General features: G+C 66.1%; 22 protein-coding genes. 11 read left to right on the forward strand and 11 right to left on the reverse strand.

Annotation, left to right across the window (positions count from 1 at the left end; genetic code table 11):
* Nucleotides 1-15: 15 nt before the first annotated feature.
* From ACIGKQ_RS09350 to ACIGKQ_RS09370, 5 genes are all read right to left on the reverse strand, one after another.
* Complete coding sequence (locus ACIGKQ_RS09350) at nucleotides 16-963, reverse strand: exopolyphosphatase (RefSeq protein WP_396573368.1); 948 nt, start codon at nucleotides 961-963, stop codon at nucleotides 16-18.
* Nucleotides 960-1,511 carry a DUF501 domain-containing protein gene (locus ACIGKQ_RS09355; protein WP_235725354.1) on the reverse strand — a complete coding sequence of 184 codons (552 nt, stop codon included), beginning with the start codon at nucleotides 1,509-1,511 and terminating at the stop codon, nucleotides 960-962. The genes ACIGKQ_RS09350 and ACIGKQ_RS09355 overlap by 4 nt, the downstream gene beginning before the upstream one ends.
* Nucleotides 1,508-2,188, reverse strand: a complete 681-nt coding sequence (locus tag ACIGKQ_RS09360) for a septum formation initiator family protein (protein WP_372512274.1) — start codon at nucleotides 2,186-2,188, stop codon at nucleotides 1,508-1,510. The genes ACIGKQ_RS09355 and ACIGKQ_RS09360 overlap by 4 nt, the downstream gene beginning before the upstream one ends.
* A gap of 13 nt (nucleotides 2,189-2,201) precedes the next feature.
* The gene (eno, locus tag ACIGKQ_RS09365; protein ID WP_235725352.1) at nucleotides 2,202-3,485 is read right to left on the reverse strand and encodes a phosphopyruvate hydratase; all 1,284 of its coding nucleotides are present in this window, start codon (nucleotides 3,483-3,485) and stop codon (nucleotides 2,202-2,204) included.
* A 143-nt stretch (nucleotides 3,486-3,628) separates the two neighbouring features.
* On the reverse strand, nucleotides 3,629-4,381 hold the full coding sequence (locus ACIGKQ_RS09370; RefSeq protein WP_266059682.1) for a lytic transglycosylase domain-containing protein: 753 nt from the start codon (nucleotides 4,379-4,381) through the stop codon (nucleotides 3,629-3,631).
* 171 nt (nucleotides 4,382-4,552) lie between these two features.
* Here ACIGKQ_RS09370 and efeU point away from each other — a divergent pair, with 171 nt between their 5' ends.
* Genes efeU through efeB form a run of 3 tightly spaced genes read left to right on the forward strand, consistent with a single transcriptional unit; the run spans nucleotide 4,553 to nucleotide 8,015 of the window.
* Nucleotides 4,553-5,467: an iron uptake transporter permease EfeU gene (gene efeU, locus ACIGKQ_RS09375; protein ID WP_266059683.1), complete on the forward strand. Its 915-nt coding sequence runs from the start codon at nucleotides 4,553-4,555 to the stop codon at nucleotides 5,465-5,467.
* Entirely contained in the window at nucleotides 5,464-6,672 is a 1,209-nt protein-coding gene (efeO, locus tag ACIGKQ_RS09380; protein WP_266059684.1) for an iron uptake system protein EfeO, read from the forward strand. Before efeU ends, efeO begins: the two co-directional genes overlap by 4 nt.
* The gene (efeB, locus tag ACIGKQ_RS09385; protein WP_266059685.1) at nucleotides 6,672-8,015 is read left to right on the forward strand and encodes an iron uptake transporter deferrochelatase/peroxidase subunit; all 1,344 of its coding nucleotides are present in this window, start codon (nucleotides 6,672-6,674) and stop codon (nucleotides 8,013-8,015) included. The genes efeO and efeB overlap by 1 nt, the downstream gene beginning before the upstream one ends.
* Nucleotides 8,016-8,036: 21 nt before the next feature.
* Here the strand turns inward: efeB and ACIGKQ_RS09390 are convergent, their stop codons facing one another.
* A complete protein-coding gene (locus tag ACIGKQ_RS09390) occupies nucleotides 8,037-8,975 on the reverse strand; it encodes a MazG family protein (RefSeq protein WP_266059687.1) in 939 nt (312 codons plus the stop codon).
* 222 nt (nucleotides 8,976-9,197) lie between these two features.
* Between ACIGKQ_RS09390 and ACIGKQ_RS09395 the strand changes: the two genes are divergently transcribed.
* Entirely contained in the window at nucleotides 9,198-9,368 is a 171-nt protein-coding gene (locus tag ACIGKQ_RS09395) for a hypothetical protein (protein WP_266059688.1), read from the forward strand.
* Nucleotides 9,369-9,425: 57 nt separating this feature from the next.
* Nucleotides 9,426-9,740, forward strand: coding sequence for a hypothetical protein (locus ACIGKQ_RS09400; protein ID WP_266059689.1), 315 nt, complete (start codon nucleotides 9,426-9,428; stop codon nucleotides 9,738-9,740).
* A gap of 213 nt (nucleotides 9,741-9,953) precedes the next feature.
* Here the strand turns inward: ACIGKQ_RS09400 and mfd are convergent, their stop codons facing one another.
* Genes mfd through ACIGKQ_RS09415 form a run of 3 tightly spaced genes read right to left on the reverse strand, consistent with a single transcriptional unit; the run spans nucleotide 9,954 to nucleotide 14,884 of the window.
* Nucleotides 9,954-13,550: a transcription-repair coupling factor gene (gene mfd / locus ACIGKQ_RS09405; protein WP_266059690.1), complete on the reverse strand. Its 3,597-nt coding sequence runs from the start codon at nucleotides 13,548-13,550 to the stop codon at nucleotides 9,954-9,956.
* Nucleotides 13,551-13,604: 54 nt separating this feature from the next.
* A complete protein-coding gene (locus ACIGKQ_RS09410) occupies nucleotides 13,605-14,138 on the reverse strand; it encodes a GNAT family N-acetyltransferase (protein WP_235725350.1) in 534 nt (177 codons plus the stop codon).
* Between the two features lie 44 nt (nucleotides 14,139-14,182).
* Nucleotides 14,183-14,884: a TetR/AcrR family transcriptional regulator gene (locus tag ACIGKQ_RS09415; protein ID WP_235725349.1), complete on the reverse strand. Its 702-nt coding sequence runs from the start codon at nucleotides 14,882-14,884 to the stop codon at nucleotides 14,183-14,185.
* Between the two features lie 46 nt (nucleotides 14,885-14,930).
* Here ACIGKQ_RS09415 and ACIGKQ_RS09420 point away from each other — a divergent pair, with 46 nt between their 5' ends.
* From ACIGKQ_RS09420 to ACIGKQ_RS09440, 5 genes are all read left to right on the forward strand, one after another.
* Nucleotides 14,931-15,344, forward strand: a complete 414-nt coding sequence (locus tag ACIGKQ_RS09420) for a nuclear transport factor 2 family protein (protein ID WP_235725348.1) — start codon at nucleotides 14,931-14,933, stop codon at nucleotides 15,342-15,344.
* Nucleotides 15,345-15,579: 235 nt separating this feature from the next.
* On the forward strand, nucleotides 15,580-16,224 hold the full coding sequence (locus ACIGKQ_RS09425) for an ABC transporter permease (protein ID WP_235725347.1): 645 nt from the start codon (nucleotides 15,580-15,582) through the stop codon (nucleotides 16,222-16,224).
* Nucleotides 16,221-17,492 carry an ATP-binding cassette domain-containing protein gene (locus ACIGKQ_RS09430; protein WP_235725346.1) on the forward strand — a complete coding sequence of 424 codons (1,272 nt, stop codon included), beginning with the start codon at nucleotides 16,221-16,223 and terminating at the stop codon, nucleotides 17,490-17,492. The genes ACIGKQ_RS09425 and ACIGKQ_RS09430 overlap by 4 nt, the downstream gene beginning before the upstream one ends.
* Nucleotides 17,489-18,226, forward strand: a complete 738-nt coding sequence (locus tag ACIGKQ_RS09435) for an ABC transporter permease (protein ID WP_235725345.1) — start codon at nucleotides 17,489-17,491, stop codon at nucleotides 18,224-18,226. Before ACIGKQ_RS09430 ends, ACIGKQ_RS09435 begins: the two co-directional genes overlap by 4 nt.
* Entirely contained in the window at nucleotides 18,223-19,206 is a 984-nt protein-coding gene (locus tag ACIGKQ_RS09440) for a glycine betaine ABC transporter substrate-binding protein (protein ID WP_235725344.1), read from the forward strand. Before ACIGKQ_RS09435 ends, ACIGKQ_RS09440 begins: the two co-directional genes overlap by 4 nt.
* 6 nt (nucleotides 19,207-19,212) lie before the next feature.
* On the opposite strand, the gene ACIGKQ_RS09445 is transcribed toward ACIGKQ_RS09440, so the two are convergent.
* Complete coding sequence (locus ACIGKQ_RS09445; RefSeq protein WP_396573376.1) at nucleotides 19,213-19,875, reverse strand: TetR/AcrR family transcriptional regulator; 663 nt, start codon at nucleotides 19,873-19,875, stop codon at nucleotides 19,213-19,215.
* Between the two features lie 96 nt (nucleotides 19,876-19,971).
* Between ACIGKQ_RS09445 and ACIGKQ_RS09450 the strand changes: the two genes are divergently transcribed.
* On the forward strand, nucleotides 19,972-21,486 hold the full coding sequence (locus ACIGKQ_RS09450; RefSeq protein WP_235725342.1) for an MFS transporter: 1,515 nt from the start codon (nucleotides 19,972-19,974) through the stop codon (nucleotides 21,484-21,486).
* Nucleotides 21,487-21,636: 150 nt separating this feature from the next.
* Here ACIGKQ_RS09450 and ACIGKQ_RS09455 read toward each other — a convergent pair whose 3' ends face one another.
* Nucleotides 21,637-23,604 carry an HNH endonuclease signature motif containing protein gene (locus ACIGKQ_RS09455; RefSeq protein ID WP_396573379.1) on the reverse strand — a complete coding sequence of 656 codons (1,968 nt, stop codon included), beginning with the start codon at nucleotides 23,602-23,604 and terminating at the stop codon, nucleotides 21,637-21,639.
* Nucleotides 23,605-23,802 lie beyond the last annotated feature (198 nt).

Here is a 23,802-nt window from a genome sequence, read left to right on the forward strand (position 1 = left end):
GAATTGTTGGGTGGGTCAGTTAACGAGGCCCATCGCGATGCCGTCGAGGATGTCGTGTTCGCTCACCACCAGTTCACCGACGGCGGACCGCTCGGCGATCTCCCTCGCAAGTTCCGCCGTCACCAGCGCGCCGCCACCGATCACGTCCACGCGGCCCGGATGCATCGGCCCCAGTGCGGCGCGCTGCGCCCGGGTCATGTGCACCAGACGCGCGCACACCGCGCCGAGATCGGCGAAGGACATACGTGACAGGTGGATCGCCTCCGGGTCGTAGTCGACGAGTCCGGCTCCCACCGCCGCCAGTGTTGTCATCGTGCCGGCCACACCGACCCAACTGTGCACGCCGTCGACGGCAACCGCGTCGAATGCCGGCGCCAACCGTGCGCGGGCGAACTCACGCGCCGCCGCGATCTCGGATTCGGTGGGCGGGTCGGAGGGCAGACACCGTTCGGTGAGCCGAACACAACCGATGTCGGCCGAATGCGCGGCATGGACGCCACCCGCGTCACCGACGACGACCTCGGTGGAACCGCCGCCGAGGTCGGTCACCACGAATGGCCCGCGGGCGGGGTCCAACTCACCTACCGCACCAGCGAAGGAGAGTCGCGCCTCCTCGTCACCGGTGATCACCTCGGCCCGTGAACCCGGTACCACCGCACCAAGCAGCTCCGCGGTCATCGCGAAGAACTCATCACGATTGGCCGCGTCCCGCGTTGCCGATGTCGCGACCATCCGCACTCGTTCGACCCCCAGCGCGGACATCGTCGTCACGTAGTCGGCCAACGCGCTGCGTGTGCGTTCGATGGCCTCTCCGGCGAACCTGCCGGTCGCATCGACACCCTGCCCGAGCCGGACGACCCGCATCTCGCGGTGCAGATCGATCAGACGCCCGGTGTCGTCGGGCCGCGCCACCAGCAGTCGGATCGAATTGGTGCCGCAATCGACGGCGCCGACCACCGTCACCGGGCCACACCTCCGCTTCCCTGCTCCCCGTCGGCGCCGTCGGTGGCGTCGGTGGCGCGCGGCCAGGCCTCCGGGATGGCGCTGCCGCGCAGTCCTTGCTCGGCGGCCAGCGCGACCGCCTCATCGCCGAGCGGATTGACTCCCGGGCCCTTGGCGAGCGAATGGGCCATCAACACGTGCAGACACTTCACCCGGTCGGGCATTCCGCCGCCGGAGAAGTCGGTACCCAGCGGTTCAAGCTCGTCACGCTCGGCCAGATACGACTCGTGCGCGCGCCGATAGGCCGCCGCCAACTCGGAGTCGGTGACCAGACGCGCCGTCATCTGCTTCATCACCCCGGCCGACTCCTGCCGACTCGCCTCGGCCGTCAACCTCGGGTCGGTGAGGTAGTAGAGCGTCGGGAAGGGAGTGCCATCAGGCAGCCGGGGCGACGTCTTGATCACCGCCGGGCGGCCGTCGGGCGTGTAGAAGCTCACCTCGATCACGCCACGCGGTTCGCGTCCGAGCTGTTCGGCGATGGTGGCGAGATCGGCGTCGGAGACACTCACTTGATGGTCGGTGGGGTCGACACGGACTCCCACAGATTGCCGTACCACGGGCTCCGGGCCCGCTCCTCCGCCTGCTTCTCGGCAGCAATGCGCGCATCGTCGCCGGGGAACATCATCACCAACGCCTTCTCCCCTGGCCGGACGAACTGTAGCCGCTCACGCGCCTCCGCTTCGATATAGGCCGGATCACTTTGTTCGTTGACCTTCTGCTGATAGTCGCTGACCTCGGACCGGAGCTGGTCGTTGCTCGCACGCAGTTGCTCGAACTCCGCCCGCTGCGAGAAGTACGTACGCACCGGCATCGCCAGCGTCAACGCCACGACGCTGACCACAAGCGCGAGCACGATCGCGCGCTTCGCGTCGAGCCCCTCCCAACGGGCGACCCACGCCGCACGGTCGATCCGACGCCGCGTGGCTCGCGACCGGTTCGACACCCGCGGGGCCCGCCGCACGACCGGCTGTTCGACCATGTCGTCGACGCCGACGTCATCGACGTCGACGCCGTCGTGCACCTCGTGCTCACCTGTCTCGGTGACCGAGAAGCGATGGGAGCGAGCCGACGCAGAACGAGCCGCCGTGGACCGGGACCGGGCCGGACCGCGCGTCCTGGTGCCGCGACGGTCCGCCCGCGTCCGATTACGCCGATCGCCTCGCTCCCGGCGCCCGCCCGATGTCATGGGTTCCAGCTAATCACGAACCAAACGAGAATCGTGGGAAGGCGAGGTCGCCCGCGTAGCGTGCCGCATCGCCCAGACCTTCCTCGATGCGCAGCAGCTGGTTGTACTTGGCGACACGCTCACTGCGGGCCGGTGCACCGGTCTTGATCTGGCCACATGCACATGCGACCGCGAGGTCGGCAATGGTGGTGTCCTCGGTCTCACCGGAGCGATGACTCATCATCGTCTTGTAGCCGTTGTTGTGCGACAGCGCCACGGCATCCAGCGTCTCGGTGAGCGAACCGATCTGATTCACCTTGACCAACAGCGCGTTGGCGACACCCTCGGAGATGCCGCGCTCGAGGCGCTCCGGGTTGGTGACGAACAGATCGTCGCCGACGAGCTGCACCTTGTCGCCGACCGCCTCGGTGAGCTTCGCCCATCCGGTCCAGTCGTCCTCGGCGAGTCCGTCCTCGATCGACACGATCGGGAAGTCGGTGACCAGCTTCTCGTAGAACGGCACCATCTCCTCGGTCGAGTAGTCGCGACCCTCGAGCTTGTACACACCGTCGCGGTAGAACTCGGTGGCCGCCGCATCGAGTGCGATCACCACGTCCTTGCCGAAGGAGTACCCGGCCTTCTCGACCGCCTCCCCGATCACGGTGATGGCCGCGTCGGTGTTCGGCAGATCCGGCGCGAAGCCGCCCTCGTCACCCAGCGCGGTGGCCAGGCCCTGCTTGGACAGCACCGACTTCAACGCGTGATAGACCTCGGCGCCGCAGCGCAGCGCCTCCTTGAACGTGGGCGCACCGACCGGGGCGATCATGAATTCCTGGAAGTCGATGCCGTTGTCGGCGTGCTCGCCGCCGTTGATGATGTTCATGCACGGCACCGGCAGGATGTGCGCGTTCGGGCCGCCGATGTAGCGGAACAGCGGCAGGCCGGCCGATTCCGCGGCGCCCTTGGCGACCGCCAGCGAGACCCCGAGAATGGCGTTGGCGCCGATGCGCCCCTTGTCGGGAGTGCCGTCACAGTCGAGCAGGGCCTGGTCGACGAGGCGCTGCTCCTCGGCCTCCAGGCCGATCACGGCAGGCGCGAGTTCGGCCAGCACACCTTCGACGGCCTTCGTGACACCTTTGCCGGCATACCGGTCACCGCCGTCACGCAACTCGACCGCCTCGTGTTCGCCGGTCGACGCGCCGGAGGGAACCGCGGCGCGGGTGAAGGTGCCGTCATCCAGAACAACTTCGACCTCGACGGTCGGATTGCCTCGCGAATCCAGGATCTCGCGCGCACCGACCTGCTCGATCATTGCCACAGTTCTAGCCCCTTTGTCCTCGACGGAACGACGCCACGTCGGCGCCGACAGGTACGCGTCAAAGCCTAATCGCTGCGCGCAACGCACACGCGGCAAGGGAGGGACTCGCGCGCTTACCGCTCGGTAGGGATCGCCGCCGAAGGTCAGTAGCGGATGTTGATCGAGTACGCGTTGGCACGATCGCGCACGTCGAGGACATACGGGGTCGAGTTGTTGTAGACCTTGACGGCCTTTTCCCACCCTTCCGGCGTGGTCATGTCGCCGCCGGAGGACACACACAGGTACCGCGCAGCCGACAGCGCCGCGTCGTCGATGTTGTCGGGGTCCGGTCGTCCGTCTCCGTTGGCGTCGACGCCGTAGCGCTTCCATGTCTCCGGGATGAACTGGAATGGGCCCATCGCGCGATCGTGGACGGCGTCTCCGTCCATCGTGCCGCCGTCGGTGTCGTGGATCTGCATGTTGCCGCGCGTGCCGTCGAGAGCGACCCCGCGGATCGGCGGCGAGGTGTCGCCGTTGGCGGCGATGTCGGTGCCGCGATGGGTGCCGTGTTTGCTCTCCACGGCCGCAACCCCCGCCAGCGTCGTCCAGGCCAGCCCGCACTCGGGATGTTGCTGGCGCTGGATCTCGGCGGCGTTGCCGTAGGCCTCCATGGCGATCAGCGGGATGCCCGTCGACTCCGAGATCGGCCGCGCCCAGTCACGCAGCTGTTCGGCCGTCCGACCGGGTGCGTTGATGTCGATATACGGAGTCGGCGCTCCGGCGCCCGGTGGGATGCCGTCGGGGATGTCGGGGCGATTCAGCGACGGCAGATCCAGGCAGGCCGTTGCGGCCAAGGCCGTCACACCGACGATCAGCGGAGCGAGCACCAGCCGCCGCGTGGCCGAAAGCCGACCCATCCTCTGTCCTCCACTCACTACGCCACTCACGGGACCGGGCCCCCGTCGACTGAACAACTTCCGACCAAGACTTTCGGTTCCCGGTGCCCGGAGGTTACTGTCACGTGGTTAGCCTCACCAAACCACGCCGCGCGGGGTGACGGTGGCAACGACGCGAGACAGAGAGTCGGCATGGAGTACCTGGCTGCGGGTGGTGCACCCTCGGTTTTTGCACAGATGTTCGGCAGCGGACTCATCGGACTCCGCGAAGGCCTCGAAACGGGCATCGTGGTGATGGTCCTGATCGCATTCGCCGTCAAGTCCGGCCGCCGCGACGCCCTGAAATGGATCTGGGCCGGCGTGGCCGCGGCCGTGGCGATGGTCATCACGATCTTCCTGATCATCCACCTGGGCACGTCGACGGTCACCTCACTGACCGCCGAACTCATCGCGGGTCTGGCATCGCTGGTCGCCGTTGTCATCGTCACCGCCATGGTGTTGTGGATGAGCAAGGCCGCCGCACACATCTCCGCCGATCTGCGGACGGAGATGTCGGACGCCCTGCTCACCAGCGCCGCCTCGGTGTTGGGTCTGTCCTTCCTAGCGGTCGGCCGGGAGGGTTTCGAGACCGCATTGCTGATGGTGGGCTACGCCGAGAGTGTGTCGGGTGGCCTGTGGCCACTGCTCGGCCTGCTCGTGGGCATCGTGGTCGCGATCGTGCTGACCGTGATGCTCTACCGAGGGGCGGTCCGCCTCAACTTCCACACGTTCTTCCTCTACACCGGAATCTTCCTGATCTTCGTCGCTGCCGGCATCCTCGCCTACGGCATCCGTGCGTTGCAGACGGTCGGCTGGCTTCCCGGCGGCAACACACCCGCCTTCGACATCAGCTCGGCCTACGACCAGTCATCCTGGTACGGCACGATCCTCGCCGGCATCTTCAACTTCCGGCCCGATCCCACCGTTTTCCAGGTCGTGGCGTGGTGTGTGTACGTGGCGGTCGTGCTCACGTTGTTCCTACGCGCCAATCGTCGACCACCACCCGCCAAGCAGAACGCGGACACCCCGGCGCACTCCGAGCCGGTATCGGAAAGGAATCCCCGTTGAACCCGAGAAGTTCCACCGCGGTTGTGTTGCTGGCGCTAACCGTGTCCGCTCCCCTGCTGCTGGCCGGCTGCACATCCAAGGCCGGTTCCGACGGCGCGATCGCGGTCACGTCCTCCAACGACGCCTGCGATCTCGACGGCACCGACGCCCAGACCGGCGACGTGAACTTCACGGTCACCAACAATGGTTCCAAGGTCACCGAGTTCTACGTGTACGGCAACAACAATCGCGTCCTGGGCGAGGTGGAGAACATCGGGCCGGGCCTATCCGGCAACCTGACCGTCGAGGTCACCGACCCGGGCACCTACACGGTCGCGTGCAAGCCCGGCATGGTCGGCACCGGTATCCGTGAGGAGATCACGGTGTCCGGCGAGAAGAAGGACAAAGAAGAGGTCCCGGCGGATGTCAACGCCGCCAAGGAACGCTACCTCGATTATGTCCGCGGGCAGGTCGCCGGACTCGCCGCACAGGCCCAGATCTACGTCGACCACATCAAGGCGGGCCAGCTCGATGAGGCTCGCGCGATGTTCGGACAGGTGCGCACGTTCTATGAGCGCGTAGAACCGGTCGCGGAGTCGTTTCCCGACCTCGACCCGGCGATCGACATGCGTTGGGATGACACCGAGGGCGGCGAGCAACCCTTCACCGGCTTCCACCGCACCGAGCGAATCCTGTGGCCCCCGCAGGCACAGGAGGTCGGCGAGGGGCCGGGTCAGATCGCTCCCGATGACGCCGCCGACGCCACGGCCAACGACGATCAGGCTGCTGCCGACACCGCCGCGGGCGAACTGCTGGCCAACATCAACTCGTTGAAGGACGAGGTCGACAAGCCCGACTTCACCTTCGAGACCCGTCAGTTCGTCCAGGGACCGCAGGCGCTCATCGACGAGATCGCCGCCACCAAGGTCGGCGGCGAAGAGGACCGCTACTCGCACACCGATCTGTGGGACTTCGCGGCCAATGTGGACGGCGCCGAGACATTGATCGCGGAGATGCAACCGATCATCTCCGCCAAAGACCAGGCACTCATGGACCGGATCACCGCCCAATTCGCCGACGTACGCACCGCGATCGACCAGTATCGCGAGGGCGACGGATACGTCACCTACACGCAGGTGAGCGACGCGGAGCGCAAGGAACTGTCCAACAAGATCGACGCCCTGTCGGCCACACTGTCGCAGGTGCCCGGACTGGTACTGAGCTGATGACCGATCCCACCCCGACGCCGGACGAGTCGGCACCAGCGGATTCGGATGCATCCGGAACACCGACGAGGCAGCGCTTCTCGCGGCGGGCGTTGCTCGGTGGGGCCGGTGTCGGAGTGGTGGCGGCGGCCGCCGGCGGGGTCGCGGTGGGCCGTGCAACGGCTGCCGAGCAGGTGCCGCACACCTCGGGGGTCGTCCCGTTCCGCGGTGAACGACAGGCCGGGATTGTCACCGCCGTCCAGGATCGGCTGCATTTCGCCAGCTTCGACGTGATCACCGACTCCCGCGACGACCTGATCGCGATGCTCAAGACCTGGACGTCGGCGGCCGAGCGGATGACCCGGGGTGAGACCACCGTCGAGGACGGGGCTGTAGGACTCGGCGACTACACGCCGCCGGCCGACACCGGTGAGGCGCTCGGCCTCGGTGCCGCCAACCTGACCCTGACCATCGGTTTCGGGCCGGGACTGTTCGGCCCCAGCGCCTCGGATCCGCATCGTCGTGACCGATTCGGTATCGCCGACCGGAAACCCGCCGCGCTGGTCGACCTTCCCGCCTTCGCGGCCGAGAAGATCGAGCCGTCACGGTCTTTCGGCGACATCTGCATCCAGGCGTGTGCCGACGACCCGCAGGTGGCGGTGCACGCCATCCGCAACCTCGCGCGGATGGGGATCGGCGTCGTCGCGGTACGGTGGTCCCAGCTCGGGTTCGGGCGCACCTCCTCGACCACCCGGTCGCAGGAAACACCCCGCAACATGTTCGGGTTCAAGGACGGCACGGCCAACATCCGTTCCGACCAGACCGATGTGCTGGATCAATGGGTGTGGGTGGGCAAGGACGACAATCCCGCATCCGCGCAGTGGATGACCGGCGGCACATATCTGGTGGCCCGTCGAATTCGAATGGACATCGAGCCGTGGGACCGGGCCAACCTGCTCGAGCAGGAACAGATCATCGGCCGCACCAAAGGATCCGGCGCCCCGCTCGGGCAACAGGACGAGTTCGACACCCCCGACTTCAACGTGACCTCCTACGGCGCGCCGATGATCCCTCGAACCGCGCACGTGCGGTTGGCGCACCCGGACAATCTGGGCGGCATCCAGGTCCTTCGGCGCGGCTACAACTTCACCGACGGTTCGGACGGGTTCGGACACCTCGACGCCGGGTTGTTCTTCATCGCGTTCAACCGCGACAACGGCAAGCAATTCGTCCCGATGCAGCAAGTCCTGTCGCGGCAGGATGCGATGACCGAGTACCTGATCCCAAACGGATCGTCCACATTCGCCATCCCACCCGGGCTGCAACCCGGCGAATGGTGGGGTCAGGGCTTGTTCGAGGGGTGATCCGGCCCGTCACCGTCACTGTCACTCGCTGACCGGGCCCTGCCCCTCGCCGACCGGGTCCTGCCCCTCGTTCAACACCGACAGCCAGCCGTCACGGTCGCGCAGCGTCATCCCGGCAGCGTCAGCCCGCTTTTCGGCGTTCTGCACGTCCGCCATGAGGTCGCGAACGCGTTGCCGGACGACTTCTTCGATGCTCTCACCGCCGGGTTCCACCGCGACCCGACGGATTTGCTGATCGACAGTGTCCACCGGAAAGCCGGCAGCGTCGAGTCGCTCGAGCACCTTCTGTGCCAATGCCAGGGCCGGTGCGGTCGTGGCGATGCCATCGAGCACCGAACCCCGCTTCTTCTCGGCGGCCTTGCGTTCCTCCCACTCCCGGATCTGAGTCTCGAGATCGGCATGGGCACCCGAGAGCACCCCGGGGGTGCGTCCCCGCACCTTGTCGGTGAAACTGCGTGCCACATCGTCGATGTCGAAGGGACGGTCGGCGTCGTCGGCAGCGATACGCGCGTGAAAGAGCACCTGCAACAACAAGTCACCCAGTTCCTCGCGGAGCAGGTTCCGGTCCCCGTCGTCGATCGCGTCGAGGAGTTCGTAGCACTCCTCGAGTAGATAACGCCGCAAGGAGACGTGCGTCTGGGTGCTCTCCCACGGGCCGTTGCGCCGAAGGGTGTCCATCAGCGCGACGGACTCGAGCAGCGCCTCACCCGGCAGACGGGTGGCGCTGATGACTTCGTCGCCACGTTCGATCCGCACCCGCACCAATCGATGCGTCCGGTCGGAGGACAGCAACGTTGCGCCAGGGTCATCGCGTTCGGCCCACGAGGCCCCGGTGATCCCGAGGTCCCACAGGGTGGATGGATGGATGTCCTCGGTCACCGCGAGCGCTCCTGCCAGCAACGGCACCGCGCGAGTGGGCAACACGTCGGGGCGCATCGGGTCGAGCAGGATCACTGTCATCGGCGATCGGACTCCTTCGGACGCAGGTGCATCGAACGTATCCCAGGATGCGCCGAGACCGCTTCGGGACCCGCCGTTCCCGCATCCTGACCAACACCAGCAATCGCCGACCGTGCGCCCGCATTCGCCGACCGTGTCCCACCGTTCGCCGACCGTGTCCGAATTCCACAGGTCGTCCGCATTATCCACAGGTCATCGCCGATTCCGAGGAGCACGAAACCGATGCCCCTCGGTACACGTCTGATGGCCATGACACGAAATTCTGAAATCCAGGAAAAGCGGCTCGTCAGAAGACAGCGGGTGATCGAGCGCAGCGGCATGACGGTCGACGGTATCGAGGTGACGACTCCCGTTCGCACCGCGTATGACCCGGGTCGACAAGCACCGGACTGACGCGCCCTCGGCCGGCTCGACGATCTGGCGCGCGCGACTGACTTCTCGATCGCCGAGTTGCACACGTACGCCGACGAGCACAATGGTCACCGCGGCATACGACAACTGCGGTTACTCATCCCGCTCATCGACGGGCTGTCGGAGTCCCCACCGGAGAGTTGGCTTCGTCTGCTCACGATCCGTGCCGACCTCCCGACTCCGGAACTGCAGATTCGGGTGGCAGACAAGACCGGTCGGATCTACGCGCGAATCGACCTCGGCTACGAGAAGTACCAGATCGCGATCGAATACGACGGCGAGGACTTTCACTCGACTCCGGAACAGCGAGCTCACGACGCAGCCCGGGATGCCCAACTCGACGACGATGGTTAGATCGTCATCCGGCTAACCGCAGAGGATCTCCGAGTCCGGCCGTGGGAGGTCATCATGAAGATCGAGAGTGCACTCCGGTCGCGCGGTGCCTACTTCTGATCACCAACGAACGGAATCACACGCACGATCGACCCAACGCCCAACACGATCGACGCAACGCCGGACACGATCGACGCAACGCTGAGCACGATCGACGATCAATCCGGAGTCAGGTCAGGACGATTCGGGACGCAAGCCGAGCAGGAACGTCGTCAGGTAGTCGATCAGCTCTTCGTCGCGCAACCTCGCGGAGCCGACGCCCCCCGTGCGCGGGATGGGCAGGGTGATGACCGAGGTGGTCGCCCGGTAGCCCGCCGACGGATACAACCGCTTGAGCCGCACCTGCTCGCTGTCGAGCAGCGTCATCGGCGAGATCTTCACGCCCGTGCCCGCCAGCCCCACCTCGGTGACGCCACGCTCGCGACAACGCAGCCGGAACCGGGCAATCGACGCCAACCGGCGGGTCTCCTCGGGCGGCTCGCCGTACCGGTCGGCGAGTTCGGCCAGCACGCCGTCGACGGCGGCGTCATCAGTGGCCCCGGCCAGCTTCCGGTAAGCCTCCAGCCGCAGTCGGTCGGAGTCGACGTACTCGACCGGGATGTGCGCGTCCACCGGTAGGTCGATGCGAACCTCTGTGGGCTCACTCGACGCGACGGGCTTTCCGTCGGCGGCCGCCCGGTAGGCCTCCACCGCTTCACCGACCAGACGCACATACAGGTCGAATCCCACGCCGGCGACGTGACCGGATTGCTCCCCGCCCAACACATTTCCGGCGCCGCGCAATTCGAGATCCTTCAGCGCCACCGCCATGCCGGCACCGAGTTCGTTGTTCTGCGCGATGGTGGCCAGCCGGTCGTATGCCGTCTCCGTCAGCGGCCGCTCCGGGCTGTACAGCAGGTATGCATAGCCCCGCTCCCGGCTGCGTCCCACCCTGCCCCGCAGCTGATGGAGTTGCGAGAGACCGAGGTTCTCGGCCCGGTCGACGATCAACGTGTTCGCGTTGGAGATGTCGAGGCCGGTCTCGATGATCGTGGTGCACACCAGGACGTCGTACTCGCGGTTCCAGAACCCGGCGACGGTTCGCTCGAGCTGGTCCTCGTTCATCTGCCCGTGCGCCACCACCACCCGCGCCTCGGGCACCATCGCCGCGATGTCGCGGGCGGTCTTGTCGATGGTGGATACGCGGTTGTGGACATAGAACACCTGGCCGTCGCGCAGCAGTTCGCGCCGGATGGCCGCCGCGACCTGTTTCGACGAGTATCCACCGACGTAGGTGAGCACCGGGTGACGCTCTTCCGGCGGCGTCAGGATCGTCGACATCTCCCGGATGCCGGCCATCGACATCTCCAGCGTTCGCGGGATCGGTGTGGCCGACATCGTCAGCACATCGACGTGGGTGCGCAGGGACTTGATGTGTTCCTTGTGCTCCACACCGAAGCGCTGTTCCTCGTCGACGACCACCAGGCCTAGGTCTTTCCACGTCACACCGGTCTGCAGCAGTCGATGGGTGCCGATGACGACGTCCACGTCACCGGCCGCCATGGCATCGACAATCCCCTTGGACTCCTTCGCGTCGGTGAAGCGCGACAGTCCGCGCACCTTCACCGGGAAACCCGCCATGCGTTCGGTGAAGGTCTGCAGATGCTGTTGCGCGAGAATGGTTGTCGGCACCAACACCGCGACCTGCTTGCCGTCCTGAACCGCTTTGAACGCGGCACGAACCGCGATCTCGGTCTTACCGTATCCGACGTCGCCGACGATGACGCGATCCATCGGGACCGGTCGCTCCATGTCGGCCTTAACCTCCGCGATGACCGTCAGCTGGTCGACGGTTTCGGTGAAGTCGAAGGCGTCTTCCATCTCGCGCTGCCAAGGCGTGTCCGGGCTGAACGCGTGCCCGGGTGCCGCGTGCCGGGCCGCATAGAGTTGCACGAGCTCCCCGGCGATCTCCCGAACAGCCTTGCGCGCCTTACGTTTGGTGTTCTGCCAGTCCGATCCGCCGAGCTTGGACAGCGACGGTTGTTCCCCGCCGACATAGCGCGAGAGCTGGTCGAGCGCGTCCATCGGCACATACAGGCGGTCGCCGGGCTGACCGCGCTTGCTCGCGGCGTATTCCAGAACCAGATACTCGCGACGGGCTCCCGACACAGTTCGCTCGATCATCTCGACGAACTTGCCGATGCCGTGCTGATCGTGCACCACGAGATCGCCGGCACTCAATGCCAGCGGGTCCACCTGGTTACGACGTTTGGCCGGCAATCGTCGCCCGTCGCGCACCCCCGCGACCCGGTTGCCGGTCAGATCGGTCTCGGTGACGATGACCAATCCCGCATCGGGACAGACCAATCCGGCTCGCAAGGTGCCACCGAACACCGACACCTGGCCGGGCTCGGGACGGGTTCCGGGCTCGACGATGACGGCGGGTACCTCGGCGTCGGCCAGACGCTCGCCGACGCGCTGCGCCGTGCCCTTACCGGCCACGACGATGGCGGCGGACCCGCCGGTCCGCACATGCGCCCGCAGGCTCGCGAAGGTCGCGGCGATGTCGTCGTCGTTGCCGCGCGGAGCGGGTCCCGCGGCGAGGTCGAGCGACACCTCGTCGTCACTGCCGGTGGCGAGCGGACTCATCGTCCACCAGGAGCGTCCGGCCGCCACCGTGGTCTTCTCGACATCGTCGATGGCGCGATAAGCACTCGCCTGCAGGTCGATTCCGCCGCCGCCCGCCTCCCTCCCGTCGATCGGCGCATCGGCGCCCAGCGCCGCCGCGGTCCACGACGCCTCCAGGAACTCGGCGCCGGTCTGCGCGAGATCGGCGGCGCGCGTGCGGATCTTCTCTGGATCGAGCAAGAGGACTCCGGTACCGTCCGGCATGACCTCGGTGAGCAGCTGCATCCGGCCGTCGACCAGCATCGGGATGAGGGCCTCCATGCCCTCGACGGGGATGCCTTCGGCGAGCTTGGCGAGCATGTCCGCGAGAACCTTCTCACCGGCGTGCTCGGTGGCCAGATCGGCGGCGCGGGCACGCACCTGCTCGGTCAGGATCAGCTCGCGGCCCGGATGAATCCGCACCGACGACGCGTCGATCTCCGGCTGGCTACGCTGATCGGCCACCGAGAACGCCCGCATCTCGGAGATCTCGTCGCCCCAGAACTCGACACGCACCGGATAGTCGGCGGTGGTCGGAAAGACGTCGAGGATGCCACCGCGCACCGCGAACTCACCGCGCCGCCCGACCATGTCGACGCGCTCGTAGGCCATCTCGACCAGGTCGACGAGCAGTTGGTCGAAGTCGAGTTCGATGCCCTCGCGCAACTCGATGGTGCGCACCGACCCGAGGCCCGGCGCCATCGGCTGCACCAGCGAACGCACCGTGGTGACCACCACGCGCAGCGCGCTACCGGCGTCGGGCTCGGCGAGTCGATGCAGCACCGCGAGTCGTTGCCCAACGGTGTCGGCGCTGGGCGAGAGCCGCTCGTGCGGCAGCGTCTCCCACGACGGGAACTGCGCCACCGCGGCCGGGTCGTCGAGCAGTTCGGTCAGCTCGGTGGTCAGATCGTCGGCTTCACGACCGTTGGCCGAGACCACGAGCAGCGGCGCCCGCACGGAATCGTGCTGGGCGGCGGCCGCCAGACAGGCGACCACGAAGGGGCGGGCGGCGTCGGGCGCGGTGATGTCGAGTCGTTCCTGACCGCGACGTCCCAGCAGGTCCGCGATCGCCTTGTCGGCACACGTCAGCGCGGCAAGCCCGTGCAGGGCGGGGGTAGTCGACACTCCTGCGATTCTAACGGCGCGGTTTCGGTGCTCTCCGCACCACCCGCGACCTGGTCAGTCCACTGATCGTTGCAGGTAGACGCAGTCGATCCACTGGTCGAATTTGTATCCGACCGCAGGTGTGCGGCCGACCTCGACGAAACCGTTCTTCAGGTGCAGTGCGATCGACGCCTCTCCCCCGGTGGCGGCGATGACCGCGATGATCTGCCGAACATTGCCGGGTTCGGCGGCGTCGAGGAGCGCTGCGAGCAGACTCGTCCCGATACCACGCCCGCCGGCGCCGGGCCGTAGGTAGATGGTGTCCTCGGCCGTCCGGTCATAGGCTCGCTTGTCGCGGAACGGACCGAGGTAGGCGAATCCGAACACGTCCCCGGCGACGCCGGCCTCGACACCGTCGGCCCCCACTCCGCTGCCCTCGGCGACGAGGAAGGGTCGACCCGCCGCGCGGATAGCTGCGATCTTGGCTGCCCAGTCCGCCGCGGTCGGTGCCTCGTAGTCGAAGGTGGCGACCGTGTGTTCCACGTAGTGCCGGTAGATGTCGGCGATGGCGCCGCAATCGGTGTCGGCGACGGGACGGATGGTGACCATGGTGTCGATGATGCCCGACAGCAGATCGGTCGGTCTCGCTCCGCTCAGGCCTGACCTTCGGCGGTGGTTCGATCGCGCGATTCCACGTAGTCGGGGCCGACGAGGTGCGGCGCCGGGTCCAACCGGGTCAATCCGTTCCAGCAGAGGTTCACCAGATGCGCGGCGACGACCTCTTTGGACGGTTCTCGCACATCGAGCCACCACTGCGCGGTCACCGACACCATCCCGACCAGGGCCTGGGCGTACAGCGGCGCCAGTGCGGGATCGAAGCCGCGACGTTCGAAGTCGCCGGCAAGGATGTGTTCGACCTGGCTGACCGCATCGTTGAGCAGACTCGAATAGGTCATGGTGTCGGTGGCGTCGGTGCGGTCACCGCGCACCAGGATGCGGAAGCCGTCGGTGCGTTCCTCCATATAGGTCAGCAGGGCCAGGGCGACCTGTTGGATGCGATACAGCGACCGGTTCTTGGTGAGCGAGGAGGTCACCATCTCCAACAGGGTCTCCATCTCCCGGTCGACGACGACCGCGTAGAGACCTTCCTTACCGCCGAAGTGTTCGTAGACGATGGGCTTGGATACTCCGGCGCGCTGGGCGATCTCCTCGACGGAGGTGCCCTCGAATCCTCGCTCGGCGAACAGTCCGCGGGCCACCTCGATCAGTTGGAGCCTGCGTTGGGCACCGGTCATGCGCGCCCGAGGCGCGCGCTGCACCTCTTCGGACGGATCGGTCGGCCGGCTCACTGCCATGCCCCAACCCTAACGACGACGGCCTCGGGTGGGGTAATCAATAGAGATGCTGACCTTGGAAGAAATCTCTGCACGCCTGGAGATACAGCAGGTGTTGACCGATTACTCGACCGCCGTGGACGCCGGACATTTCGATGACCTCGGAAAGGTCTTCACCGACGACGCCACCATCGACTACAGCGCGATGGGCGGTATCACCGGCGGTCTCACGGAGGTGAAAGCGTGGCTGGCCGAGGTACTCCCGGCCTTCTCGGCGTACTGCCACCTGCTGGGCAATCACGACATGCTTGTCGACGGCCACACCGCGTCCACGCGCACGCTGTGTCTCAACCCGATGCAGACGCCGGACAACTCGACCTTTCTGTTGGGACTCTGGTACGTCGACGCCTGGCGACATACCGAGGCGGGGTGGCGGATCACCGGGCGTCGCTTGGAGAAATGCTTCGACAAGCAGTTGTGACCGTTTCGTCACCCGTGGACCAATTCTTTCGAGAATTGTTATCCGAAGATCATCAGCACAGCTCAGACGGCATTGTCGACGACCTGAACGAAAGCTTTCCGGCTACTGAGCATTCGCAAAACCCTCAGCGCAATGCATTCCGGCGTTAGGGTTGTGTGCGGTTCAGCTCCGGACGCCAGCCAGCGGTCTGCGACTGACAGGCCAGGCGTCGGGGTCGACGACGAGGGGGTTCGGTGTGCAGCTGTGGGACTACATCCAGGGTCACGCGGCGAATCTGACGTTCCTGACGTATCAGCATGCGTCACTGGCGTTCCAGACCGTCCTGGTGGGCACGATCGTCGCGGTGCTGACCGCGGTGGTGGTCTATCGGGCGCCATTCTTCTCCGCGTTCACGCTCACCACCAGTCGCGTCGCGCTGACGATTCCGTCGCTGGCGTTGCTCGCGCTGCTGATCGTGCCGTTCGGGCTCGGTGTGGTGCCGTCATTCATCATGCTCGCGTTCTTCGCGACGATGCCGATCATCGGCAATGCGATCGTCGGGTTGCGCTCGGTTCCTCCGTCGGTCATCGAGTCCGCACGCGGAATCGGCTTGCCGCGTTGGCGCATCCTGGTGTCGGTCGAATTGCCGATCGCCTGGCCGGTGATTCTCACCGGCATCCGGGTGTCCACCCAGATGATCATCGGCATCGCGGCGATCGTGGCCTATGTGCTCGGTCCGGGGCTGGGGTCGCTGATCTTCAGCGGCCTGTCGCGCCTCGGTGGAGCCAATGCGCTCGAGATGGCCCTGACCGGAACGATTCTCATCGTCATCATCGCCCTGGTGTTCGACGGACTGCTGGTCCTGCTCGGCCGCCTCACGATCTCCAAAGGACTGCAATGACTGAATCGTCAACCGCGTCAACGGCCCCCGCGCGTACGGTCACCGGGGCGTCGATCCACCTCGACGGCGTGATGAAACAGTACCGCGGGCAGGACAAGCCGGCGGTGGCCAGACTCGACCTGGAGATCGAGGCCGGCAACATCGTCACCTTCGTCGGCCCCTCGGGCTGCGGCAAGACCACCACGCTGAAGATGATCAACCGGCTGATCGAGCCCACCGAAGGCCGCATCCTGATCGACGGCCGCGATGTGACCCACGAGAACCCGGACAAGCTTCGCCAGAGCATCGGCTACGTGATCCAGTCCGGCGGTCTGTTCCCACACTGGTCGGTCGCCAAAAACATCGGTGCCATCCCGCGTGTGCTCGGCTGGGACAAGAAGCGGATTGCCGAGCGTGTCGAATACCTACTGGATCTGGTCGGGCTCGACGCGGCCGAATTCGCCGATCGCCTGCCCAAGGACATGTCGGGTGGCCAGCAGCAGCGGGTGGGTGTGGCACGAGCTCTGGCCGCCGACCCACCGATCCTGTTGATGGATGAGCCGTTCGGCGCGGTCGACCCGATCACCCGAGTGCGGCTGCAGGACAGCCTCATCGGCATCCAGCACGAGCTCGGCAAGACCATCGTCGTCGTCACCCACGACTTCGACGAGGCCACCAAGCTCGGCGACAAGGTCCTGATTCTTTCCGAGGGCGGCCACATCGAGCAGTACGCGCCTCCGGAGGACATCCTGGCCAACCCGGCCACCCCGTTCGTGGAGGATTTCATCGGTTCCGGTGCCACATTGGCGCACCTGACGCTGTCGCGGGTACGCGACGTCGAAGCAGCGCCGGTCACCACCGCCCGGGTCGGCGAGGATTCCCAGACCGTGCTGGGGCGCGCACACGCCGCCGGGCACACCTGGGTCGTGGTGGTGGACAACCACGGTCACCCGCGCGCCTGGCCGTCGCTGGATGAGCTGGCCGCGAAACCTCAGGTCTCCGACTACATCGATCGCCGTCTGCCGGTGGTGGCGCGATCATCGACGCTCAACGATGCCCTCGACTCGATGCTCGCCGCGAGCCAGGGCGGCACGCTGGTGACCGACGGACGCGGCGCCGTGGTCGGATCGTTGTCGATCGACACTGTCATGGAAGTGATCCGCGGCCAACTCTCCGAGGCACGTCCCGAGGAGGAGCGCGACGGCTACATCGAACATGCCGAGGGTTCGTCGACCGACGAGATGCCGGTGATCGTGGCGGCCGACGACGAGGTCGACGAGCACTCATGAAACGACTGAGACGTCTCCCGATGGATGTGTGGTTCGAACCGCTCATCATCGTCGTGCTGCTGGTCGGTTACATCGTCTGGTATCAGGTGACGACGCTGACCGAGACCGAGCAGGCTGCACTCGCCTGGGACAACCTGCGTGTGACCATCTATGACCACATCAAGCTGACCGTGGTGGCGACGGTGATCGTGGTGGCCATCGCCATCCCGTTGGGCATAGTGCTGACGCGGCCGTCGATGAAGTGGCTCAACCCGATCGCGGTCAACATCGCCAACATCGGCCAGGCCGCACCGGCGGTCGGTTTGCTGGTGCTGTTCACGTTCTGGCTGGGCACCGGATTCCGGACTGCGGTGGTCGGTTTGGTCGTGTACGCCGTGCTGCCGATCCTGCAGAACACGATCGTCGGTCTGCGTCAGGTGGATCAGCGCACCGTCGAAGCCGCGCGCGGTATCGGGTTGTCCGGCCTGCGCACCCTGGTGCAGGTGGAATTGCCGCTGGCAGTTCCGGTGATTCTCAACGGCGTTCGGACTGCGCTGGTCATCCTGGTCGGCACAGCGACACTGAGCACGTTCATCGGTGCGACCAGCCTGGGCACACTGATCACCACCGGCGTGACCCTGTTCCTTCCGAAACTCCTGATCTCTGGGGCGGTGCTGGTGGGTCTGCTCGCGTTGACCATCGACTGGCTCGGTCGCCTCGTCGAATTGGTCGCGACACCGAGGGGGATCGCGTGATCCGCCGGCGCCGCGGCGCGCGCATTCTCGTCGCCGTACTCGTTGCGGCGCTGGCGTTGGCCGGATGCGGTCTGGTCAGTTCATCGGGCACGTTCCGCAAGGCGTCGCTGCCGGACGGCGCCACTCCTCTCGCAGGCGCCGAGATCACGGTCACCTCCAAGAACTTCACCGAGAGCATCATCCTGGGCAAGATCGCCGCCACCTATCTGGCAGCCGCGGGTGCCGACGTCAACGACATGACCAATGCGCCCGGCTCCGCCTCGTCGCGGCAGGCGATGCTCAACGGCGCCGCGGACCTCACGTGGGAGTACACCGGCACCGCGTGGGTCACCTATCTCGGCGAGACAGAAGTCATCGCCGATCCGCAGGAACTGTGGCAACGGGTCCACGACGTCGAGCTGGCCGAGAACGACCTGGTGTGGTTGCCGCCGGCCAACTTCAACGACACCTACGCATTCGCGGCATCAACGCCGGCGGCCGAGCGGCTCGGGGTGGCCACCATGTCCGACATCACCCGATTGCCGGTGCCGGATCGCACGTTCTGCATCAACGATGAGTTCTTCAGCAGGCCTGATGGATTCCTACCGATGTTGCAGACCTACGACATGCCCTACAACACTCCGAATGGGGTCCCGACCGGCAATGTGACACAGATGGATTCGGGTGTGGTCTACACGTCGACCGCCAACAGCGCGCCATGCAACTTCGGCATGGTGTACACCACCGACGGCCGGATCAAGAACCTCAATCTTGTTGTGCTGGAGGATGACAAGAAGTACTTCCTGCCCTACAGCGGAACCGTGGTGGTACGCAAGGAGATCCTGGACGCACACCCGGAGATCGCTCCGCTGATGGAGGAAGTCTCGGGCCGGTTGACCGATGATGTCATGCAGGAACTCAACGGCCAGGTCGACATCGACGGCGAGGATCCCTCCGATGTCGCCTACGAGTGGCTCAAGAACGAAGGACTGATCGAGTAGGTACGTTCACCGATCCCGACTCGCACCCTTCTGAATCTGCACGATCTGCGCATCGGTGAGCGGCGATCCCCACAGCGGATCGCGACCGTCGGCGCGGATGCCGTCGAGGATCAGGCCCAGGTATCGGCGCCAGGTACCCGGCGCCGTCGGGGCGAGACTCTCGGCAACCGTCCTGAGCATGGTGAGAATCGGAAAGAAGTCGTTCGCTTCGAGGTCTGGTCGGATCACCCCGGCCGCATGCGCCCGCGCCAGGACCTGCTGCAGCCGCTCGGTCAGCACCGCCTTCGCGGCGAGGATGTCCGGATGTGAGTGATCGATCGTCATGATCATCGTCGCGAGGCCGCGGTCGGCGGCCATCGACGACACCACGAGGGTCAGGATGTCGACGACGGCCTGCCACGGGTCGGACTCGTCGAGAGTCTCGCGAGCTCGTTCGGCGACCTCGGTGAGGTGTTGGGTGAGCACGCCGACGATCAGTTCGTCTCGGTTGGCGAATCGTCGGTAGACCGTCCCCACCCCGACACCCGCATGTGCCGCCACATCGTCGAGCGTGACCTCCAGACCTCGCTCGGCGAACAGCTCGCGGGCGGACGCGATGATGCGCTGCCGGTTGCGTTCGGCGTCGGCGCGGAGTTTGCGTCCGCCGACCTCACCGTCGGTGGTGTTCATGCTCACAGAATAACAAGTGGAGGAATGATCTCCACATGACGTACGTTGGAGCCAACAACCGGAGGAACCACCTCCGCCTAAGACCTGGAGGCTTGGATGAGCATTGTCTACGACGACCTCGACGATCCATCCGTCGAGAAGGAAACCCACGAGGCGCGTCAGCATCGGCTGCGCTGGGTGGTGCTGGGCGTCCTCGCTCTGGCGCAGTTGATGGTGGTGCTGGACGCAACCATCGTCAACATCGCCCTGCCGCATGCGCAGGAGTCGTTGGGCTTCGGCAACGAGGACCGGCAGTGGATCGTGACCGCGTACGCACTGTCGTTCGGCAGCCTGCTACTGCTCGGCGGTCGCCTGTCCGACCTGTGGGGGCGGCGCACCACTTTCATCGCCGGTCTGATCGGTTTCGCGGTGATGTCGGCGATCGGCGGTGCCGCCGTGAACTTCGAGATGCTGGTCGCCGCGCGAGCCGGCCAGGGCATCTTTGGCGCCCTGCTCGCTCCTGCCGCATTGTCGCTGCTCACCACCACTTTCACCGATCCGTCGGAGCGCGGCAAGGCCTTCGGCATCTTCGGTGCGATCGCCGGCGGCGGGGGCGCTTTGGGGCTGCTGCTCGGCGGAATGCTCACAGAGTGGGCCGATTGGCGTTGGTGCCTGTACGTGAACTTGGTGATCGCAGCCATCGCACTGGTCGGTGCTGTCCTGTTCCTCGGACCGCACAAGGCCGATCACCGTCCGAAACTCGACCTGCCGGGCGTGGCCCTCGCATCGTCAGGCCTGTTCTCGATCGTGTACGGATTCTCCAATGCCGAGTCCAACGGCTGGGGTGACTGGGCCACGATCACCTGGCTGGTCGCCGGGGCCGCACTGCTGGCAGCGTTCGTCTGGTGGCAGTCACGCGCCGAGCACGCGCTGTTGCCGCTACGCGTGATCACCGACCGCACCCGCGCCGGGTCGTACCTGGTGGTGTTCATCGCCGGGATCGGCATGTTCGGCATCTTCCTGTTCCTGACGTATTACCTGCAACAGAACCTGGGATTCAGCCCGATCCGCACGGGCCTGGCGTTTCTGCCGATGATCGGCATGCTGGTGGTCACCGCCACCACCTCGACCGGTGTGTTGCTCCCCCGGTTCGGTCCGCGCTGGTTGATGGCGGCGGGCATGTTCATCGCGGCGGGTGGCATGCTGTTGCTCACCCAGATCACCGCGACGAGCTCATACGCCAGCCATGTGCTGCCGGCGCTGCTGATCATGGGAGTCGGCATCGGCGCATCGATGGCTCCGGCGATGCAGGGCGCGATCTCTGGTGTCTCGTCGGAGGACGCGGGCGTCGCATCCGCCACCGTCAACACCATGCAGCAGGTGGGCGGCTCGGTGGGCACTGCGCTGCTCAGCACGATCGCCGCGAGCTCTGCGGCAACGTTTGTGAGCGGCCACGCATCGCTGGCCACCGATCCGGCGCAGTTGGCCCAGCTGGCCGCTGTGCACAGCTACACGACCGCGTTCTGGGTGGCCGCTGCGGTATTCGCAGTCGGTGGACTCATCGCCGCACTGCTGGTTCGTAGCGGCAAGCTCCCGGTGGCTCCTGAGGGTGCGGCCGCCATGGCGCACTGATCCCGAGACTCACCCAGCAAGCGGTGCCCTTGCTCTCCGCGGAGAGCAAGGGCACCTTCTGTTTGGTTCTCGACGCGTAGGGACTGTTCCGGCGACCGCCCGCCACTCCGACGGCTCGTCAGTAGTTCCGACCGCAGGATCGCCGACGAGTCACCGCGGGTAGGTGACGATGACCTGTCCGGTGCGCGCGTTGCGCCAGGAGATGGTGCGGTCGGTGTGCATGGTCGGTATCCACGGCCCGTCATGCTTACGGTCGTGGTCGGGCCGGCACAGCGGTGCGAGATTGAACGCCACGGTCCAGCCACCGGCCACCGGGTCGGCATGGCAGAACTTGAGCAGGTGGTCGAGTTCGCACTCCTCGGACGGTCTGCCGCAGTACGGGTAGCGGCAGCGTCGGTCCAGTTGGATGATCTCCGCGCGGAGGGCCGCCGACGGCTTATAGGTCAGCGCCCCCGGTGGTGGGGTGGCGAAACCACCGTGCCCGGTCGGGTCGATGGGTGGGGCTGGTGCGCGGTTGCCGAAGATGATCAGTCCGCTGGCGGTGCGGGTTTCGCTGGGGCGGGCGGTGATTGTGGTGGCGTGTGGTGCGATTCGTGCGGCGTGGGCGGGGTCGATGGCGCCGTAGCCCATCAGGCGGGTCGGGTCGAGACCGGTGGGGTCGCGCAGCAGGGTCAGGCCGGGCACGATGAGGTCGGAATCGGTCTCTGTATCGGTGTCGGTGTCGGTGTCGGTGTCGGCGGGATCATGTTCAGCGGGTGGTGCGGTGATGAAATCTCGTCGCGATCCCGGGGAGGGCGCATCCTCAGCGGTGTCATCGGCATCGATTCCGGTACCGGATTGGCCAATTTCACCGTTCTCGTTGTCGTTGTCGTTGTCGCGGTCGATGTCAATGTGATCGTCAATGTCGGCGAGGGTGATCGGCTGTTCTTCGGCCGCATCAGGCCCACCCAGCACGGGTTCGACGGTGGTCTGGCCGGATGCAGCGGTGTTGTCCGCCGTGGTGGTGTCGACCGACGAGTCACGGACACCGCCGGTGACCGGACTCGGGGTGGTGGCGGGTGCTGGGTTGTTGGTGCGGGTTGGTGTGGCGGGGCAGGTGTCGTCGCCGCAGTGGCAGCGTAGTTTTGCGCCGGGAGCTTTGATGATCTCGGCGAACGCGGCGACGCGTTGGGCTTTGATGCTGCGCCCATCACGCCGACACACCCGTCGTCCGATGAGGGCGCTGATGCGGTCGCGCAGGTGTACGCCGTGTTCGGCGGGGATGCAGGCATCGACGGTCATGTGCCCGAACGCTTCGTTACCGATCGTCACATCCCCGAACAGGTCGGTGATGTCGTCGCGGGTCTCGGCGGCTCGATCGGGGTCGAGGCTGATGATGATGGCGTCGAGATCATCTCGCAGGGCGGTGTCGGTGGTGGGTCGGCTCGCCAGATCGAGCACCACATCATCGAAATCCCACGGCTCATCTTCGTCGGCATCGTCGGCGGCGGGATCGTCGGTGGCGGCAGGGTCGGTCTCGGACGCAGCATCATCGGAGCCGCCATCATCAGTGCCGTCGCCGTCGGAGCCGTCGCCGTCGGTGCGCTCACCATCGGTGCCGGGATCGAGGTCGGCTGCGGGGTCGTCGAGGTCGAGGGTGAGTTCCTCCTCGACATCCTTGCTGTCGGGTTCGTCGGTGTGGGCGTTGTCGGCGAGGTCTGCCAGTCGCTCTCGCAGGTCGCCGGTGGGGCCGGTGGCGGCGCCGCGGATGGCCACACCGAGCCGGTGGGGCCTCAGGTCGCCGGCGCGGAAGGCATCACGAATCTTGGGGTGCTCGTCGAGCAGTTCATCGAGACCGACCCATTCACCGGCTTGACGTCGAGAAATACCCAACTGCAGCGAGATTTCGCCTTTCGCGGCTTTGTCGGCGGCGTTGCGGACTCGGTTCGGAACGAAATCGTTGTATCCGGCGAGACGCTCGTTGTAGGTGGATTGCCCGATCTGACGGGCGATCTGCATCGCCAGGGCTTGGGCTTGATTACTCAGCCGCAACAAATCGCGACCATGCTGCGCCAACTCGCCGAGACTGCTGGAGGCCAGCAGAGCGTCGTCGGCGGCACGGTCGGTGAAGGTGAACACGAAACGCTCCTTTCCGGCGAAGACGGTCTCTGAGGTCGGGATGGGTTGGCGGGGAATCGAACTGCTATCAGACTATCGAGCGGGTCTGACAACTTTGGTGCGCTACGGGTGCGGTGTGGATGGACTCGATCGGTGAGGTGTTGGGTTCAGGATAGCGGCGGGGTGTGACAACTTTTCGTGGCTGAGTGTGGTTGCGTG

Source organism: Gordonia sp. NPDC062954, assembly GCF_044543825.1.
Lineage (GTDB): Bacteria > Actinomycetota > Actinomycetes > Mycobacteriales > Mycobacteriaceae > Gordonia > Gordonia tangerina.